The 16,094-nt window shown below is 45.2% G+C and carries 12 protein-coding genes; 11 read left to right on the plus strand and 1 reads right to left on the minus strand.

The window, feature by feature from the left end; translation table 11 throughout:
- Nucleotides 1-286 precede the first annotated feature (286 nt).
- From acnA to H3S82_RS02690, 11 genes are all read left to right on the plus strand, one after another.
- Nucleotides 287-2,980: an aconitate hydratase AcnA gene (gene acnA, locus H3S82_RS02640; RefSeq protein WP_198232601.1), complete on the plus strand. Its 2,694-nt coding sequence runs from the start codon at nucleotides 287-289 to the stop codon at nucleotides 2,978-2,980.
- A 210-nt stretch (nucleotides 2,981-3,190) separates the two neighbouring features.
- On the plus strand, nucleotides 3,191-3,457 hold the full coding sequence (gene rpsT / locus H3S82_RS02645; protein ID WP_077970082.1) for a 30S ribosomal protein S20: 267 nt from the start codon (nucleotides 3,191-3,193) through the stop codon (nucleotides 3,455-3,457).
- A 905-nt stretch (nucleotides 3,458-4,362) separates the two neighbouring features.
- Nucleotides 4,363-5,862, plus strand: a complete 1,500-nt coding sequence (gene dnaA, locus H3S82_RS02650; RefSeq protein WP_198237106.1) for a chromosomal replication initiator protein DnaA — start codon at nucleotides 4,363-4,365, stop codon at nucleotides 5,860-5,862.
- A gap of 197 nt (nucleotides 5,863-6,059) precedes the next feature.
- On the plus strand, nucleotides 6,060-7,178 hold the full coding sequence (gene dnaN / locus H3S82_RS02655; RefSeq protein ID WP_077970092.1) for a DNA polymerase III subunit beta: 1,119 nt from the start codon (nucleotides 6,060-6,062) through the stop codon (nucleotides 7,176-7,178).
- A 7-nt stretch (nucleotides 7,179-7,185) separates the two neighbouring features.
- Nucleotides 7,186-8,469 (plus strand): DNA replication/repair protein RecF, encoded by a 1,284-nt coding sequence (recF, locus tag H3S82_RS02660; protein WP_198232603.1) that lies wholly within the window; start codon nucleotides 7,186-7,188, stop codon nucleotides 8,467-8,469.
- Between the two features lie 54 nt (nucleotides 8,470-8,523).
- A complete protein-coding gene (aroQ, locus tag H3S82_RS02665; RefSeq protein ID WP_077970099.1) occupies nucleotides 8,524-8,961 on the plus strand; it encodes a type II 3-dehydroquinate dehydratase in 438 nt (145 codons plus the stop codon).
- Between the two features lie 271 nt (nucleotides 8,962-9,232).
- Nucleotides 9,233-10,213 carry a ubiquinol oxidase subunit II gene (cyoA, locus tag H3S82_RS02670; protein ID WP_198232604.1) on the plus strand — a complete coding sequence of 327 codons (981 nt, stop codon included), beginning with the start codon at nucleotides 9,233-9,235 and terminating at the stop codon, nucleotides 10,211-10,213.
- 80 nt (nucleotides 10,214-10,293) lie between these two features.
- Nucleotides 10,294-12,312 carry a cytochrome o ubiquinol oxidase subunit I gene (cyoB, locus tag H3S82_RS02675; protein ID WP_078038939.1) on the plus strand — a complete coding sequence of 673 codons (2,019 nt, stop codon included), beginning with the start codon at nucleotides 10,294-10,296 and terminating at the stop codon, nucleotides 12,310-12,312.
- A complete protein-coding gene (locus tag H3S82_RS02680) occupies nucleotides 12,309-12,980 on the plus strand; it encodes a cytochrome (ubi)quinol oxidase subunit III (protein ID WP_077970105.1) in 672 nt (223 codons plus the stop codon). The genes cyoB and H3S82_RS02680 overlap by 4 nt, the downstream gene beginning before the upstream one ends.
- Nucleotides 12,980-13,435 carry a cytochrome o ubiquinol oxidase subunit IV gene (cyoD, locus tag H3S82_RS02685; protein WP_077970107.1) on the plus strand — a complete coding sequence of 152 codons (456 nt, stop codon included), beginning with the start codon at nucleotides 12,980-12,982 and terminating at the stop codon, nucleotides 13,433-13,435. Before H3S82_RS02680 ends, cyoD begins: the two co-directional genes overlap by 1 nt.
- A 249-nt stretch (nucleotides 13,436-13,684) precedes the next feature.
- Nucleotides 13,685-13,855: a hypothetical protein gene (locus tag H3S82_RS02690; protein ID WP_198232605.1), complete on the plus strand. Its 171-nt coding sequence runs from the start codon at nucleotides 13,685-13,687 to the stop codon at nucleotides 13,853-13,855.
- An 889-nt stretch (nucleotides 13,856-14,744) separates the two neighbouring features.
- On the opposite strand, the gene dps is transcribed toward H3S82_RS02690, so the two are convergent.
- Nucleotides 14,745-15,233, minus strand: a complete 489-nt coding sequence (gene dps / locus H3S82_RS02695; protein WP_077970111.1) for a DNA starvation/stationary phase protection protein Dps — start codon at nucleotides 15,231-15,233, stop codon at nucleotides 14,745-14,747.
- Nucleotides 15,234-16,094: the final 861 nt, after the last annotated feature.

Consider the following 16,094-nt stretch of genomic DNA (forward strand, 5'->3'; position numbering starts at 1 on the left):
TTTTGCTTAACCTTTCTTAAGATGGCCGGAGCCTTTAAACAAGTAAACACATTTTTTTTAATGGATTACGTCTGGAACAGTTCCAGAAAAGGACTTATATCAGATTTACCATACCAGCGGTCGGTGTGGGACAATTTTTGGGCCGGTCTCCAAATCTGCTTGTTCTGGCGGTTGAGGAACGGACAGCGGAAATGACTGCACCCGCACCGTAGCTGCGATCTTGACCCGCAGTTTGTGGCGTTCGTTCCAGGAGCTAAGGCTCGCACAAATATAAGGACGAACAGTCGTGTCTCAAATAGATAGTTTTAAGTGCCGCAAAACACTCCATGTAAATGGCAAGGACTATATTTATTACAGTCTGACAGAAGCCGAAAAGAACGGTCTGCCTGACATTTCCCGCTTGCCATTTTCAATGAAGGTTCTGCTAGAGAACCTGTTGCGGTTTGAAGACGGTCGCACGGTCAAGAAAGACGACATTTTAAATATCGCCAAATGGCTAGACGACAAGGGAAAAGCAGGTGCTGAAATCGCCTATCGCCCTTCACGCGTTTTGATGCAGGATTTTACCGGCGTTCCAGCGGTTGTCGATCTTGCCGCGATGCGTGACGCAATGGTGAAACTTGGTGAAAATCCGGAAAAAATCAATCCGTTGGTTCCGGTTGACCTCGTCATTGACCACTCGGTAATCGTTGACGATTTTGGTAATCCGCTCGCTTTCGAGCATAATAAGGAACTCGAATATAAACGTAATGGCGAACGTTATCGTTTCCTGAAATGGGGGCAACAAGCCTTTCGGAATTTCCGGGTTGTTCCTCCGGGGACAGGTATTTGCCATCAGGTCAATCTTGAATATCTTGCCCAATGTGTTTGGACGAGAGAAGAAAATGGCCACACAATAGCTTATCCCGATACCTGCGTTGGTACCGATTCCCACACCACAATGGTCAACGGTCTTGGTGTTCTCGGCTGGGGCGTTGGTGGTATTGAAGCTGAAGCTGCCATGCTTGGCCAACCGGTTTCGATGTTGTTGCCGGAGGTTATCGGCTTCCGCCTGACAGGCAAACTCAAGGAAGGCATTACAGCCACCGATCTTGTTTTGACCGTAACACAGATGTTGCGTAAAAAAGGCGTGGTCGGCAAATTTGTCGAATTCTTTGGTCCGGGTCTTGAACATATGACTTTGGCCGATCGTGCGACAATTGGCAATATGAGCCCTGAATATGGCGCGACATGCGGCTTTTTCCCGATTGATCAGGAAACCATCCGTTACCTCAATATGACAGGTCGTAAAGAAGAACGGATTGCACTTGTCGAAGCTTATACAAAAGCTCAAGGCATGTGGCATGATTCCCATACAGCCGATCCGGTATTTACCGATACAATCGAACTTGATATGGGAACGGTTGTGCCGTCTATGGCAGGGCCGAAACGTCCGGAAGGGCGCTTGCCGCTTGAAGAAGTCGGCAAAAGTTTTTCGACAGCGCTTCACAACGAATATAAGAAAACAACCGGTGAAAAAACTCGTTATCCGGTTGAAGGCGAGGATTTCGACATTGGTCACGGAGATGTTGCTATTGCAGCGATCACCTCTTGCACCAACACATCCAATCCGAGTGTTCTGATTGCGGCAGGTCTACTTGCCCGAAACGCGGTTGCCAAAGGCTTGAAATCCAAGCCGTGGGTTAAAACTTCACTGGCTCCGGGCTCGCAGGTTGTTGAAGCCTATCTGGTCAATTCCGGACTGCAAAAAGATCTTGATGCTTTGGGCTTCAATCTCGTCGGTTTCGGTTGCACAACCTGTATCGGTAACTCGGGTCCTCTGCCGCCGGCGATTTCGAAAACCATCAATGACAAGGGATTGATTGTTGCAGCGGTTCTTTCAGGAAACCGTAACTTCGAGGGACGTGTTTCTCCTGATGTTCAGGCAAACTACCTTGCTTCACCGCCACTTGTTGTTGCCCATGCTTTGGCTGGAACCATCACCAAGGATCTCACAAAAGAACCTCTTGGAACCGGCAAGGATGGCAAACCGGTTTATCTGAAGGATATCTGGCCAACTTCGCAGGAAGTTCAGGAATTCATCGAAAAGAATGTTACCCGCAAGATTTTTGAATCAAAATATGCGGATGTCTTCAAGGGCGATGAAAACTGGCAGAAAGTCAAGGTTCCTGCAGGTGAAACCTATGCTTGGGACAAAGACTCGACCTATGTTCGCAATCCTCCCTATTTTGAAAACATGCCGAAAGTACCTGCACCGCTCAAGAATATTGACGGAGCTCGTATCCTCGGACTTTTCGGGGACAAGATCACGACAGACCATATTTCGCCTGCCGGTTCTATCAAGGTTGATTCTCCGGCCGGTAAATATCTGATCGAACATGGTGTAAAACCTGCCGATTTCAACCAGTATGGTACCCGTCGTGGTAACCATGAAGTGATGATGCGTGGCACATTTGCCAATATCCGTATCCGTAACTTTATGCTTGGCGAGAATGGACGCGAAGGTGGCTACACCATTCACTATCCATCCAAGGAAGAAGAATCGATCTATGATGCTGCTATGCAGTATAAGAGCGAGCATGTGCCACTCGTTGTCTTCGCCGGCATCGAATATGGTAACGGGTCATCACGTGACTGGGCGGCCAAAGGAACCAATCTTTTGGGCGTGCGTGCGGTGATTGCTCAATCTTTCGAGCGTATTCACCGGTCCAATCTTGTTGGTATGGGAATTGTACCGTTTGTCTTTGAGGATGGACAGAGCTGGCGTTCATTGGGGCTGAAAGGCGATGAAGTCATCACGATCGATGGCATCAACGATCTGAAGCCACGGCAAAAAACTGTTGCCAAGGTCAAATTCGGTGACGGCAGCGTCAAGGAAGTTCCGCTTCTTTGCCGGGTCGATACTGTTGATGAACTTGATTACCTCCATAATGGCGGCATTTTGCAATATGTTTTACGCAACCTTGCCAAAGAAGGCTGATTGGCAACTCATAAAACGATAAATGGGTTATAAAACACATAAACGGGTCGTAAAATTACGGCCCGTTTATTTTTAACCGACAATTTCAGAGAATCTCATTGACGTACCCAGCGAAATTACGCTATAAGCCCGCCAAGATTAAGCGGCTCTCGGCCGCAGTTTGTGTTTCTAGGCTTAAAAGCCGGTCAATAAGAAGAGAGAGATAGACTTATGGCGAATACACCTTCGTCCAGAAAAGCAGTGCGTAAGATTGCAGCACGCACAGAGGTTAGTAAATCCCGTCGTACACGTGTTCGTTCATTTGTACGCAAATTTGATGATGCAGTTGCTGCCGGCAATAAGGCGGCTGCCGAAGTTGCTTTCAAGACGGTTGAACCGGAATTGATGCGTGCTGTCACAAAAGGTGTTCTGCATAAGAATACGGCTTCGCGCAAAGTTTCACGTTTAGCCAAAAAGTTGAAATCACTTTCTGCCTGATTGTTTGAAAGAACGCTTCCGAGGAGTTTTTTCTCGGTTGAGCGGGTTTGTAGATTTTCAAAAACCGGTGCCTTTCGGGTGCCGGTTTTTTTCGTTTTTATTTTTTTTAGGGCGGTGGAATAATTAACCGTAAAAATGATTAATTTTAGAAAGAAATATCATTTTATTTTTTTGTAAAAAAACCTTTAAAAACAATTACCTAACAGCCTTATCCACAATGACAAAAAAGCCTTGGAACGCTCATATTTTGTCAAGCTTTTTTTTTTAATTTTTTTTTAAGGGATTTTGTCGACCGGCAAGCGCCATAGCCGTTTCGAAAAAGCTTATTGATTCAAAGTAATTACGCGCTGTTCCTGTTAACGAATATCGGAAAAATAGAATAGGAACGCAATTTCCAGTTGAGTTTTACCCCTTGCATTTATGGACGGCGTTTTTGTATGGTCTAACTGCAATTAATAACTTTCCAGCCTGCTGCCTTTGAGTCTTCTCTGATCGGTTGACGATAAGCGGATAACAAAGGTAGTAACGCTATCAAATGAAAATGCTCTTTGTTTTTTCTAAGGGGTTGAAGTCGTGAAACTTGATGGAACAGAACATGTTTTTGTCACCACCAGGTTTGGTACAAGTAGATGGAAAGGGAATTACGAAACAGAGCGATCTTGGTTGCCTTATGTGGTTTGGCATCGAGGTGGCGCTTGTTGTTAAGGGGAAGTTCTTGGGGTGAGTTGAGTTTTTCGTGTTGAATGGATGTGTTTTTGGTTTGTTAAGAGGGTTAACAAACGTGTCGGTCTGTTTTTCGCGGAGTAGTTTTATTTTTGGTTATTCAAGGCAAGGATGTTTGGACCGCGAGCGTGTTGTAACCGTTCGGTTTTCATTTGTCTTTGTCAGAGAGAATGTTGCGTAAGATGTCAAATTTGAATGGGATTGTTTCTGGTGAAACCAAAGTAAATGATGATGTTCATCATTTGGTTGCACAAGATGAAGGGGACGAACTTTTTGCACGTGTTATGGCACAGTTGAAAGTTCATGTCGGTAATGAGGCTTATACGAGCTGGTTCGGTCGTCTGCAACTCGATGAATTCAGCCGTAGCCAAGTACGACTTTCTGTTCCGACAGCTTTTTTACGTTCATGGATTACCAACCATTATGCGACGATTCTGACCGAGCTATGGCGCCAAGAATGTCCGACGCTGTTGCGGGTTGACGTTGTTGTGCGCGGAATGAATCGTGTGGTTAAACATCATACTCCGCGAAAAGAAGAAGAGACGCATGTTCAAAACCATCAGGAAAACATGGTTGTGTCGTCTTCTCATGGCCGCATAGAGCGTTTTTCCGGAGAAGCCCAACAGAGTGTTTTTGGCTCTCCACTTGATTCGCGCTATACCTTTGATACCTTTGTTGAAGGTCCGTCCAATCGCGTGGCTCTTGCTGCAGCCCGTTCGATTGCCGAAAGCCATAAAAGTGCTTTGCGCTTCAACCCGCTTTTTATTCATGCGGCCGTAGGCTTGGGAAAAACCCATCTTTTGCAAGCAATTGCTGCTGCCGCTTTGCAGCGTCCAACGCCTGTTCGCGTCATCTATTTGACCGCCGAATATTTTATGTGGCGTTTTGCAACGGCGATCCGCGATAACAACGCTTTGTCATTTAAAGAACAATTGCGAGATATCGACCTGCTTATTATTGACGATATGCAATTTTTACAGGGCAAATCGATTCAGCATGAATTCTGTCATTTGCTCAATATGTTGCTTGATAGTGCAAAACAGGTTGTCGTGGCAGCTGATAGGGCGCCAGCCGAGCTTGAATCATTGGATGTCAGGGTGCGCTCACGTTTGCAGGGTGGTGTTTCGCTCGAAATTGAGTCGCCTGATTATGACATGCGGCTCGAAATGTTGCGCAAGCGCTTGAAAGCAGCCCAACATGATGATCCGTCTATTTCGATTCCCGACGAGGTTCTATCCCATATTGCAAGAACTGTTTCCGGTTCGGGGCGCGATCTTGAAGGGGCATTTAACCAGCTTCTGTTCCGTCAATCTTTTGAGCCGGATCTATCGCTCAATCGTATTGACGAATTGTTGGACCATTTGACGCGCTCGGGTGAGCCGAAGCGGATTCGTATCGAAGAAATCCAGCGTGTTGTGGCTCGTCATTATAATGTTTCCAAGCAGGATTTGTTGTCGAATCGCCGTACGCGGACAATTGTTAAACCGCGTCAGGTTGCGATGTATCTTGCAAAAATGATGACACCACGCTCGCTTCCGGAAATTGGCCGTCGCTTTGGCGGACGGGATCACACAACTGTCCTTCATGCAGTGCGCAAGATTGAAGATATGGTCGGTGCCGATCAGCAATTGGCCAAAGAATTGGAGCTCTTGAAGCGCCTGATTGACGAGCAATCGGCTTGAACAGGCCTTTGAGAGAACAAGTCTCAATAGACTCTGTCAGAGAGTAGTATCTTGTATTTTATGCAAGAATATTGCCAATCTGGTTTTTATCTGTTTTTCTTGTCGGGTGATTCCTTGGCTTAAAAGGAATCACTACATCTTGTTTTATTCAGTTAGAACCCTTTTTAATTGGCAGAATAATTTAGAGAGTGTCCAATATGCGCATTACAGTCGATCGTAGCCATCTGTTAAAATCTCTCGGCCGTGTTCATCGTGTTGTCGAACGGCGCAATACGATTCCTATTCTGTCCAATGTGCTTATCAATACAGTTAATTCCGGTGTCGAATTGCAGGCAACCGACCTTGATCTTGAGGTCACTGAAACAACATCTGCAAATATCGAACAAGCAGGTTCGACAACTGTTCCTGCCCACCTTCTTTACGAGATCGTGCGCAAGCTTCCCGAAGGTGGCGAGATTATGCTTTCGGTTTCCGATGACGGCAACGCTATGCAGGTCGTTTCCGGACGCTCGAACTTCCGTTTGCAATGTTTGCCCAAAGAGGACTTTCCGGAACTTAATGCCGGAGATTTCAGCCATAGTTTTAGTTTATCGGCTGCGGCTTTAAAACGATTAATCGACTGCACACAATTTGCTATTTCCACAGAGGAAACGCGTTATTATCTCAATGGTATCTATTTTCACGTCATTGACGATAAAGGCCTGAAAATACGTACAGTTGCGACCGATGGTCACCGTCTGGCCGAAGCGGAAACCGACGCACCGTCAGGTTCTGAAGGAATGCCCGGTGTTATTATTCCTCGTAAAGCCGTTGGTGAATTGCAGAAATTGTTGGGAGAGGAAGCCGAAAGCGAAATAAAGATAGAGGTTTCCGAAACAAAAATACGTTTCACAATTGCTTCTGTTGTGCTGACGTCGAAATTGATAGACGGGACATTTCCCGATTATCAGCGTGTCATCCCCTTGGGCAATGACAAAAAGCTGACGATCAACCGTCAAAGTTTTGCTGCGGCAGTCGACCGTGTATCGACCATTTCCAGTGATCGCGGGCGTGCTGTTAAATTGACAATCGAAAATGGGCAATTGACACTCACGGTTAATAATCCGGATTCGGGAAGTGCGGAAGACCAGATTGTTGCCGATTATGAAGGTGAACCGTTGGAAATCGGTTTCAATTCAAAATATCTTCTTGATATTATGGCTCAACTCAACGGTGAAAACGCGGTATTCATGCTCGCTGACGCGGGCGCACCAACGCTTATTCGCGATAGTGACGATGCTGACGCACTTTACGTTTTAATGCCAATGCGTGTTTAGAGAACGAATGGTAGATGAACCAGGCAGAAGCGCTGCAAAAGTTTTTATCCGGCAGCTCAAGCTGACCAATTATCGTAATTATCAAAATTTTTCTGCCGATTTTTCCGACCGGATTGTGATCTTCACCGGACATAACGGTGCCGGTAAAACCAATTTGCTGGAAGCCCTGTCGTTTCTTTCGCCAGGGCGAGGCTTGCGCCGGGCAACTTACGATAGTGTCATTCGTGCCGGTCAGCCATCCGGTGCAGTCGAACAAATAGCGTCGGAAGATCGGGATTCGACCGGCTCATTGCAGGCTGAACAGAGGCTTCAAAACGATGCTACCGGATTGGGAAATGCACCAACCGGTGATGATGCAACTCCTGTCCAAAAGGGAGCGGACGGATTTGTCATTTTTGCCCAATTGCATTCGGCGCTTTATGGAAATGTCAATATCGGTACGGCAAGTGACACTGCCTCGAATGGTCGCAAAGTGCGAATTAATGGGGAAAGTGCTGCTTCTGAGAGACTCACCGAATATTGCAGGGTGAGCTGGCTTGTTCCATCCATGGACGGTTTGTTTACCGGTCCTGCAAGTGACCGAAGGCGTTTTCTCGATCGCATGGTTCTGGCAATTGATCCCGCGCACGCTCGCCGCGTGTCGGATTTTGAAAAAGCAATGAGAGCCAGAAACCGGCTTTTAGTGGATGGAAATCGCGACGAATACTGGTTCAATGCATTGGAAACGCAAATGGCAGAACTTGCTGTTGCCATTGCGGCAGCGCGTATGGATGTCGTGAGACTCATTACAAATATTGATAATTTCGATGCAGAAAACACATTTCCGGTACCACTGCTTGATCTTGAGGGAACTATTGAACATTCATTGATGAGGCAATCGGCTGTAGATGTCGAAGAAGACTATAAACAACGCCTCCGCGATAAGCGGGAGCTTGATCGCACGGCCGGACGAACGCTTGAAGGGCCGCATAGAAGCGATCTCCTGGTCTTTTATGCCAAAAAGAATATGCCGGCGGCGCTGTGCTCCACAGGAGAACAAAAAGCCTTGTTAACCGGACTCGTTCTTTCACACGCCCGATTGACAGCAGAAATTTCGGGTATGACACCGATTCTTCTGCTTGACGAGATGGCCGCCCATCTTGACCAGAAAAGGCGGGCAATATTATTCGATAGCCTTGATAAGCTCGGTGGCCAAACTTTTATGACCGGCACCGATAGCGAGCTTTTTTCGGCATTGAAGGGGCGTGCGGAATTTTTCGAGATATCCGGTGGACAGTTTACCAAAATTTAAGAAAATATCACCGACGTTAAGTAAACTCGTTCGAATATAGAGGGGATACTGACCATGGCAAAAAAGATTACAGTACTCAACGGACCAAATCTGAACTTTTTAGGACGACGTGAACCGGCAATCTACGGTCGTGAAACATTGAAAGACATTGAAAATATGACGCGGGAATGCGCTCGTTCCCACGGGTTTGATGTCGATTTTTTACAGAGCAATTGCGAAGGCGAATTGGTTGGCTTTATTCAGGCAGCAATCGGCGAAAGCGTCGCAATAATCATTAATCCGGCGGCCTATAGCCATACTTCAATTGCCATACTCGACGCATTGAAAATGTTTGAAGGGGTGGTTGTAGAAGTTCATTTGTCGAACATCCACAAAAGAGAAACCTATCGTCACCATTCTTTTGTATCGGAAAGAGCCGATGCTGTTATTGCAGGCTGCGGAAGTGATGGTTACCGGTTTGCTGTTGAATATATCGTTCAGCACGATTTGTGAATCAAAAATCGTCGGAAAAACCGCGCAATATTGACGCAGGGGGGGACAAAATACTTGCGAATTTTTACCCAAAGAGTAAGACGTTGCCTAGATGATGCCACAATTGTCTTTGTGGCAACGTCAGTCCAAGTCGGGCTTCTATGTCTTTTTGGGACAAATATTCTGCCTGACGGGGAAAGTTGGAGAAGCGGAAAAGTCCGCTTTTTCGTGACGAATGAATAGAAATACCCTCGTGCAATAATATGCAATGCATATAAAGAGGCAGGTAGGAATGAAGAACTTTGGTAAACTAACAGGGCTGCTGGGCGTCTTAACATCCGCTTTGCTCTTGTCGGGTTGTGAATTTGATGTTCTTTACCCGGCGGGCTATGTGGCGCGCCACGAGCTAATATTGATTACTACATGCGTTATCGTAATGGCTTGTATTGTCATTCCCGTGATGATCGCCGTTGTCGCTTTCGCAATTAAATATCGTGCTACCAACACCCAAGCAGAATATCTGCCGGATTGGGGGCACTCCAAAAAAGTGGAAACCTTCATGTGGGGGATTCCGATTCTTGTTATTATTATTTTGGGTAGCTTGACAGCTTATTTCACTTATAAGCTGGAACCCTCAAAGCCGATTGATAAAGCTGTTGCTGGAGCGCAAGAACCACTCCAGATCGATGCAGTCGCACTTGATTGGAAATGGTTGTTTATCTATCCGCAATATGGCGTAGCTTCGATCAACGAGATCTATGCTCCCGAGAACCGTCAGGTTCTCGTGCAGTTGACTTCGGAAAATTCGGTTAACGCTTTCTGGGTCCCGCGTCTTGGTACAGTGTTGTATGCAATGCCACAAATGAATGCGAAGTTGCATCTTATTGCTGACCGTCAAGGTGTATTCAAAGGTTCTTCCGCCAATTACAGTGGCGACGGTTTCTCGGAGATGCACTTCAAATGGAATTCTGTTGACCAAGCAAGTTTTGATAACTGGATTGCCAAAGCTCGTGAAAGCAAAGAAACGCTTGATCGTGCTGGATATCGTCAGCTTTCCTATTCGCCGAAAATGGGCGATACTGCCGGTAAGCAAAAAGACGCTGAGGTTCGCTATTTCTCGCAAGTCGAAAAAGGTCTATACTATCGCATCGTGAACCGCTGCGTAGATAAAGACACGACTTGTAACGAAGATCAGATGAAACTTGCTGCAGCGAAATCTCTGTGGGGTGAACTCTGCTCCGTATTTGATCCCGGTGTGGTTCAGAAGAAATAAAATTATCGAGGAAGGGGCATCTACCTTCTCGAAAGGTAACGTCCCCTCCAAACCGAAATTCATTTAATATGGGTTGAAAAATGTTTGGAAGACTTACAGACCCTGTAGCCGGAGCGTTTCACGCGCTAACGAATGAGCCGATCGTCCTTTACACCTGCCTTGTTGTAGTTGCATTGGCCGTCGTTATTCTTGCCGCTATTACGCTGCTCGGCTGGTGGGGAATATTGTGGCGCAATTGGATCACATCTGTTGATCACAAGCGCGTCGGCATTATGTATATTGTCCTCGCAATTGTCATGCTTGTCCGTGGCTTTGCAGATGCTATCATGATGCGTACACACCAAGCGTTCGCGCTTGGATCAGAGACTGCGGGTTATTTACCGCCTGATCACTTTGACCAGATTTTCTCGGCACACGGCACAATCATGATTTTCTTCATGGCAACGCCGCTATTGTTCGGTATTTTGAACTATGTTCTGCCGCTGCAACTTGGTGCTCGCGATGTGGCCTTTCCATTTGCCAACAACCTTGGCTTCTGGATTACATGCGCCGGTGCGATTCTGATCAACATTTCACTCGGTATCGGTAACTTTGGCCGTGGTGGTTGGTTGATGTATCCACCTTTCTCGGAATTGTTGAATAGCCCTGACACAGGTGTTGACTATTATCTGTGGTCACTACAGCTATCCGGTATTGCGACAACAATGGGTGCTGTCAACTTTGTTGCCACTATCGTCAAATGTCGCGCTCCCGGAATGACAATGTGGAAGATGCCGGTATTCTGCTGGTGCGCATTGGTTTCGAACGTTCTTATCCTTATCATTTATCCGCCGTTAACAGTTGCTTATGCACTGCTCGCCGGTGATCGTTACCTTGATATGAACTTCTTCACCAATACAGCCGGCGGTAACCCGATGGTTTGGATCAACTACGTTTGGATTTTCGGTCACCCGGAAGTTTACGTTCTGGTTGTTCCTGCGTTCGGTATCATTTCCGAAATCGTTCCGACATTCTCGTCAAAACGCCTTTTCGGTTACACCTCGATGGTTTGGGCCGTCCTTGTTATCTTGATCCTGTCGATCATCGTCTGGGGACACCACTTCTTCACAATGGGTGGCGGCGAAGCCGTTAATACCTTCTTCGGTACTGCAACCATGATTATTGCTATTCCGACCGGTGTTAAGGTCTTCAACTGGCTCTTCACAATGTATAAGGGACGCATCCGTTTCGAACCTCCGATGTTGTGGTGCATGGGTATGATGTTCACCTTTGTTGGTGGTGGTCTTACTGGTGTTCTGCTTTCGATCGTTCCTTCGGACTGGCAGTTCCACAACTCCTTGTTCCTGGTTGCCCACTTCCACCACACAATTCTTGGTGGTGTTGTGTTTGCTTACCTCGGTGCATTGGCGTTCTGGTTCCCGAAAGCTTTCGGTGTCAAGCCGAACCGCGCATTGGGTATTGCTTCGTTCTGGTGCTGGTTCATCGGCTTCTACGTAGCATTCTTCCCGATCTACGCAGTTGGTTTGATGGGGGCAACACGTCGTTTGCAGCACTATGTCGAACCAAGCTGGCAGCCTTTGTTCATCACAGCAGCGATCGGCGCATTTATCATCCTTCTTGGTATCCTGTGCTTTGTTCTGCAGGTATTGATTGCCATCTGGTATGGCATCAAGCATAGAGGCAAATTGCCGATCACACAGAACGATCCGTGGGGCGATGCCCGTACTCTGGAATGGTCAATCTCTTGCCCGCCTCCTGCTTACAACTTTGCTACAGTCCCGGTCGTTCAAGCAGACGATGCCTATTGGGATATGAAACAACGCGGTGAGCATCGTAAAACTTCGGGCTTCGAGAAGATCCATATGCCTTCCAACACGATTGCAGGCTTTATTTCCGGCATGTTGATGTTGGTACTTGGCTTCTCTCTCGTATGGCACATCTGGTGGCTGGCTGTAATTACGTTCGTTGGCTTCATTTTGACCATTCTGCTTCATTCGCTTAATGGAAACCATGCAGGCTATTACATCTCGGCTGAAGAAGTACAGAAGACTGAAGACGAATTCAGCGCTGTTCTTAAAGCACAAGGAGTAAAAGCATGAGCGCTACAGCAGTAACAACCGCTCACGCGGAAAACCACCACGACGGTAGTTCGACAATGGTCTTCGGGTTCTGGGTTTATATCCTTTCCGACCTGATCATCTTCGCAACTCTGTTCGCTACATTTGCAGTGTTCGCCTCCGCTTACGGCGGCGGACCTGCCGGTAAGGATTTCATCAGCCTCAATTACGTGCTTTGCGAAACAGCTTTGCTGTTGTTCTCGTCAATCACTTATGGCATGGCAATGGTGCAGGTTCGTAATGGTAATATCGGCGGGGTAAAAACCTGGCTTGCTATTACTTTCATTCTTGGCCTCGCATTCATTGGAATGGAATTGAATGAATTCCATGAGCTTCTCTTCGGGAAGGAAAATGTTTTCTTCTTTGATCCGAATGCTTATGCGGGTGTTGATCCTGAAACCGGTGTTCGCACATTCGGTAAAGAAGTTCTGTCGGCTTATTGGTCGTCATTCTTCATGCTGGTTGGCACACACGGTATTCACGTTACGACCGGCTTGATCTGGATGGTATTGATGTTCTTGCATCTTGGCCGTCACGGTTTGGATAAAGATAACAAGACTCGTTTGTCGTGTCTTTCTATCTTCTGGCACTTCCTTGACATTATCTGGGTTGGTGTCTTCACAGCCGTCTATCTTTTGGGAGCACTATAATGAGCGAACATGAAGAAGCACACGGTGTAACAACCGGCAAATACATGGTCGGATTCATTCTGGCTGTTATATTGACCCTCGCTTCATTCATTCCTGTTATGCAAGGAATGCTTGATAACTGGGCAGTCAGCACCAAGGTTATATACCTCATTGGCATGGCTCTCATTCAGATATTCGTCCAGATCGTTTTCTTCCTCCACCTCAACGAAGGTCCGGATGCGAAGTGGATGGTCGGCTCAATGTGGTTTGGTGCGCTCTGCGTATTCATCGTTCTCGGTGGTACATGGTGGGCGATTTCTCACCTGAACTACAATATGATGGGCGGTTCGGGCCGTATTGTTCAGCCTGATATTATTGATCAGGTTCCGGGTGGTAGTCCGGTTGCACCTTCAACAGAAGCTGCACCTGCGACAGAAGAAGCTGCTCCTGCTACACCGGCAGCACCTGCACAATAATACGATTTTGTAATATAAAGCAGTTGAAAGCCCCGCTACCAAGCGGGGCTTTTTTCGTGTTTTTAGTAAACTGCGCTCAATGGCCGGACGTTTAGCTAAAGCCTATTTTAAACATCGCCATAAACCCGATTTTCGCACGCTATTATAATTCCGGATAAAGAGTCGCCATAAGACCGTGTAGCTGTCCGCCCGCGCACCTAACACCAATGCGAAAATCCACTGCAAATAGACCAATTGACGTTTAATGAGATGTCGGAACGTAATGCACAACGATGTTTGAAGAGGGTGGCTATTGCACAGACTGTCCGGAAAAGACCACCATCACAGAGTGTCCGGAAAAGTCCGCCATGCATCGACTATCCGGAAATGTGGGGGCTTTGTGCCAATAAACTTGCCCATCCCATCAGAGAAGGAAAATGATCGGCCCGAACATGAGGGCTTTTCAAAAATGTGCTCACCGGCCACCCCTACCCAAATGTTTAAGAAATGGCTGTTAATAAAATAAGACCGGACAATCTTCAGCCCACCACGAGCCTGACTTGACCGAGAGGTAGCACGCTATTGATGAAAAAGGTATTTCTTTCGAGGGCGAAGATGATTTCGAGCTTAAGATCAACAGCGGAAAATAGGTTTGGCATGGCTAGGACCTGTTCATTCTTATGAAAAACAACAGCAAAAACTATCGTCTTCTAAGATAACAGACATCGGTTTTTGGGGAGACGGAATTTACAATCGCCAAACCGACTATATTTTTTTCAAGCTGTTTCAAGCGGCTGATAAGAGAGCAATATTATTCACGAACGGGCAAGAGCAGCACCTTTGCCTTCGCATCGGTTTTCTCCTTGATGTTACCAATGCCGAAAAATATCATTTTAAAGCAATATGGATTTTTGAACTTTTTGCTAAAGGATTTTTTGTGCAGCCGCGCGGGATAATTAAAAATATCGGTCGCGCGTCGATTTCTCGAACCACTTAACCCTCTAATTTTTAATGTTGAATTGAGATAAACAATTTTCGGTCTTCCGAAAATATCTCAAAATAAACGGACGCGTTATCAATTAAGGTTCATGAGTATTTGTCAGAATGAGACGGTCTCAAGCCTGACAAGTTTAGTTTTCCGCGTAATGAATGACTATTGGTTTAGCAAAAACACAACAATTTTAATATGCGGTTCTGATCCAAATTGTAGGAAAAGGGAGGTTATCAGTCAAGGCCTTGAATAAATAGTTATCAGTCGAGGATATAAAAAGGAAGCAACAGCGGTTGCTTCCTTTGAATCCTGAATTTCCATTCTTTTGGCAGAATGAAATTAAGCTTCCTGAACATGTGATTCAAGGAACCACAAGCTCTTATCAAGTTCACGTGATGCTGCGGTAAAGATATCGGCAGTGTCTGCATCCCCTGCGTCATCTGCTTCGTCAATTGCTTTGCGCATATCGTTGGCAGCATCGCCATAACGTTCGATCAAGGCCAAGAGATGATCATGCACTTTATAAATATCTGTCGGGTAAGCTTTGAGCTTGGACGTACCGGCAACTGCTTGAACGGTACCCAAAGCAGTTCCACCCAATTGGGCAACGCGTTCGGCAATAATATCGACATGTTCGTCAATTGCATCTCTAAAGCCGTCCAACATTTCGTGGACACCAATAAAGTTGGACCCCTTCAAATTCCAGTGGGCCTGTTTTGTAACGAGTGCCAAATCGATAAGCGTTGCGAGGTTCTTGTTCAACAACGCAATGGCTGTTGTTTTTGTATTTGAAGGCATATCGTTACGAGTTTTGTGTGTTTTAACCATAATAATCTCCGCTTGAATTAATTCGCGTATCTATATAACGCACCAAACGCCTGAAAGTTCCGCTTGGAATTTCTACCAGTGTCAAGCTGTTCCAGTGGTAGTGCGGTGATGCCTTTATAGAATACACCTTATAAAAAATAATCCAACAGAAAATATATACAATAAATAAGTTAATTTTTGAAATATTTTACCATTATAAATCGTATAACCTAAACTTATGGATGTTTCATAAAAAATTATAATGAACTTATATTTTTTAATTATTTTAATTCTAAAAAATTTTGCCGATTGATAAAATGGGAAATAGCTATTATATATAAGATATATTATATCTAATATAGAAAATTATTATGAATGATATATAATTATTGATTGACCGAAAAACAAGGTTTCATTGATGATCCGTAAAAAAATTTGGAATTTTATCATTTAAAATATCCAAATAGGACGTAATTTTTTGATGAATTTTAAACACAAAACAATTTATATAAATAAATAATATTCATATAATTCTGAAAATTATAATTATTAAAATCACTTGAAAGTTATTTTTATAAAGAATTAAAAATCAATACGAAATTTTATATAAAATGCATAACATTCTAAAAACGATAACCTTTTCTAAAGTCACACCTCGAATTGTTCATTGCATATATATTTTTGGCTGACATTTTTGTTCCAAGTCCGATGCTTTTGTTCTAAACAAAAATACAAGCTCTTCGAAAATAAAATTTGTGAAATATCGCCCGGCAATTTTTGTTGATTTTTGCCATATTTCGTTCCCGTTTTGAAAAAAAATTTTTGATCATTTTGATCTATCAGCCAAGAAAAGTTCAAAACCTATTGATTTAAGGTTATCGG

Origin of the sequence: Bartonella sp. M0192, assembly GCF_016102305.1 — a bacterium.
GTDB classification, from domain to species: domain Bacteria; phylum Pseudomonadota; class Alphaproteobacteria; order Rhizobiales; family Rhizobiaceae; genus Bartonella; species Bartonella apihabitans.

What these genes read in the sequence shown, in the direction of transcription:
- rpsT (WP_077970082.1), top strand. Translation starts at nt 3,191, where the DNA reads ATGGCGAATACACCTTCGTCCAGAAAAGCAGTGCGTAAGATTGCAGCA.
- dnaA (WP_198237106.1), top strand. Translation starts at nt 4,363, where the DNA reads ATGTCAAATTTGAATGGGATTGTTTCTGGTGAAACCAAAGTAAATGAT.
- dnaN (WP_077970092.1), top strand. Translation starts at nt 6,060, where the DNA reads ATGCGCATTACAGTCGATCGTAGCCATCTGTTAAAATCTCTCGGCCGT.
- recF (WP_198232603.1), top strand. Translation starts at nt 7,186, where the DNA reads ATGGTAGATGAACCAGGCAGAAGCGCTGCAAAAGTTTTTATCCGGCAG.
- aroQ (WP_077970099.1), top strand. Translation starts at nt 8,524, where the DNA reads ATGGCAAAAAAGATTACAGTACTCAACGGACCAAATCTGAACTTTTTA.
- cyoA (WP_198232604.1), top strand. Translation starts at nt 9,233, where the DNA reads ATGAAGAACTTTGGTAAACTAACAGGGCTGCTGGGCGTCTTAACATCC.
- cyoB (WP_078038939.1), top strand. Translation starts at nt 10,294, where the DNA reads ATGTTTGGAAGACTTACAGACCCTGTAGCCGGAGCGTTTCACGCGCTA.
- H3S82_RS02680 (WP_077970105.1), top strand. Translation starts at nt 12,309, where the DNA reads ATGAGCGCTACAGCAGTAACAACCGCTCACGCGGAAAACCACCACGAC.
- cyoD (WP_077970107.1), top strand. Translation starts at nt 12,980, where the DNA reads ATGAGCGAACATGAAGAAGCACACGGTGTAACAACCGGCAAATACATG.
- H3S82_RS02690 (WP_198232605.1), top strand. Translation starts at nt 13,685, where the DNA reads ATGTCGGAACGTAATGCACAACGATGTTTGAAGAGGGTGGCTATTGCA.
- dps (WP_077970111.1), bottom strand. Translation starts at nt 15,233, where the DNA reads ATGGTTAAAACACACAAAACTCGTAACGATATGCCTTCAAATACAAAA.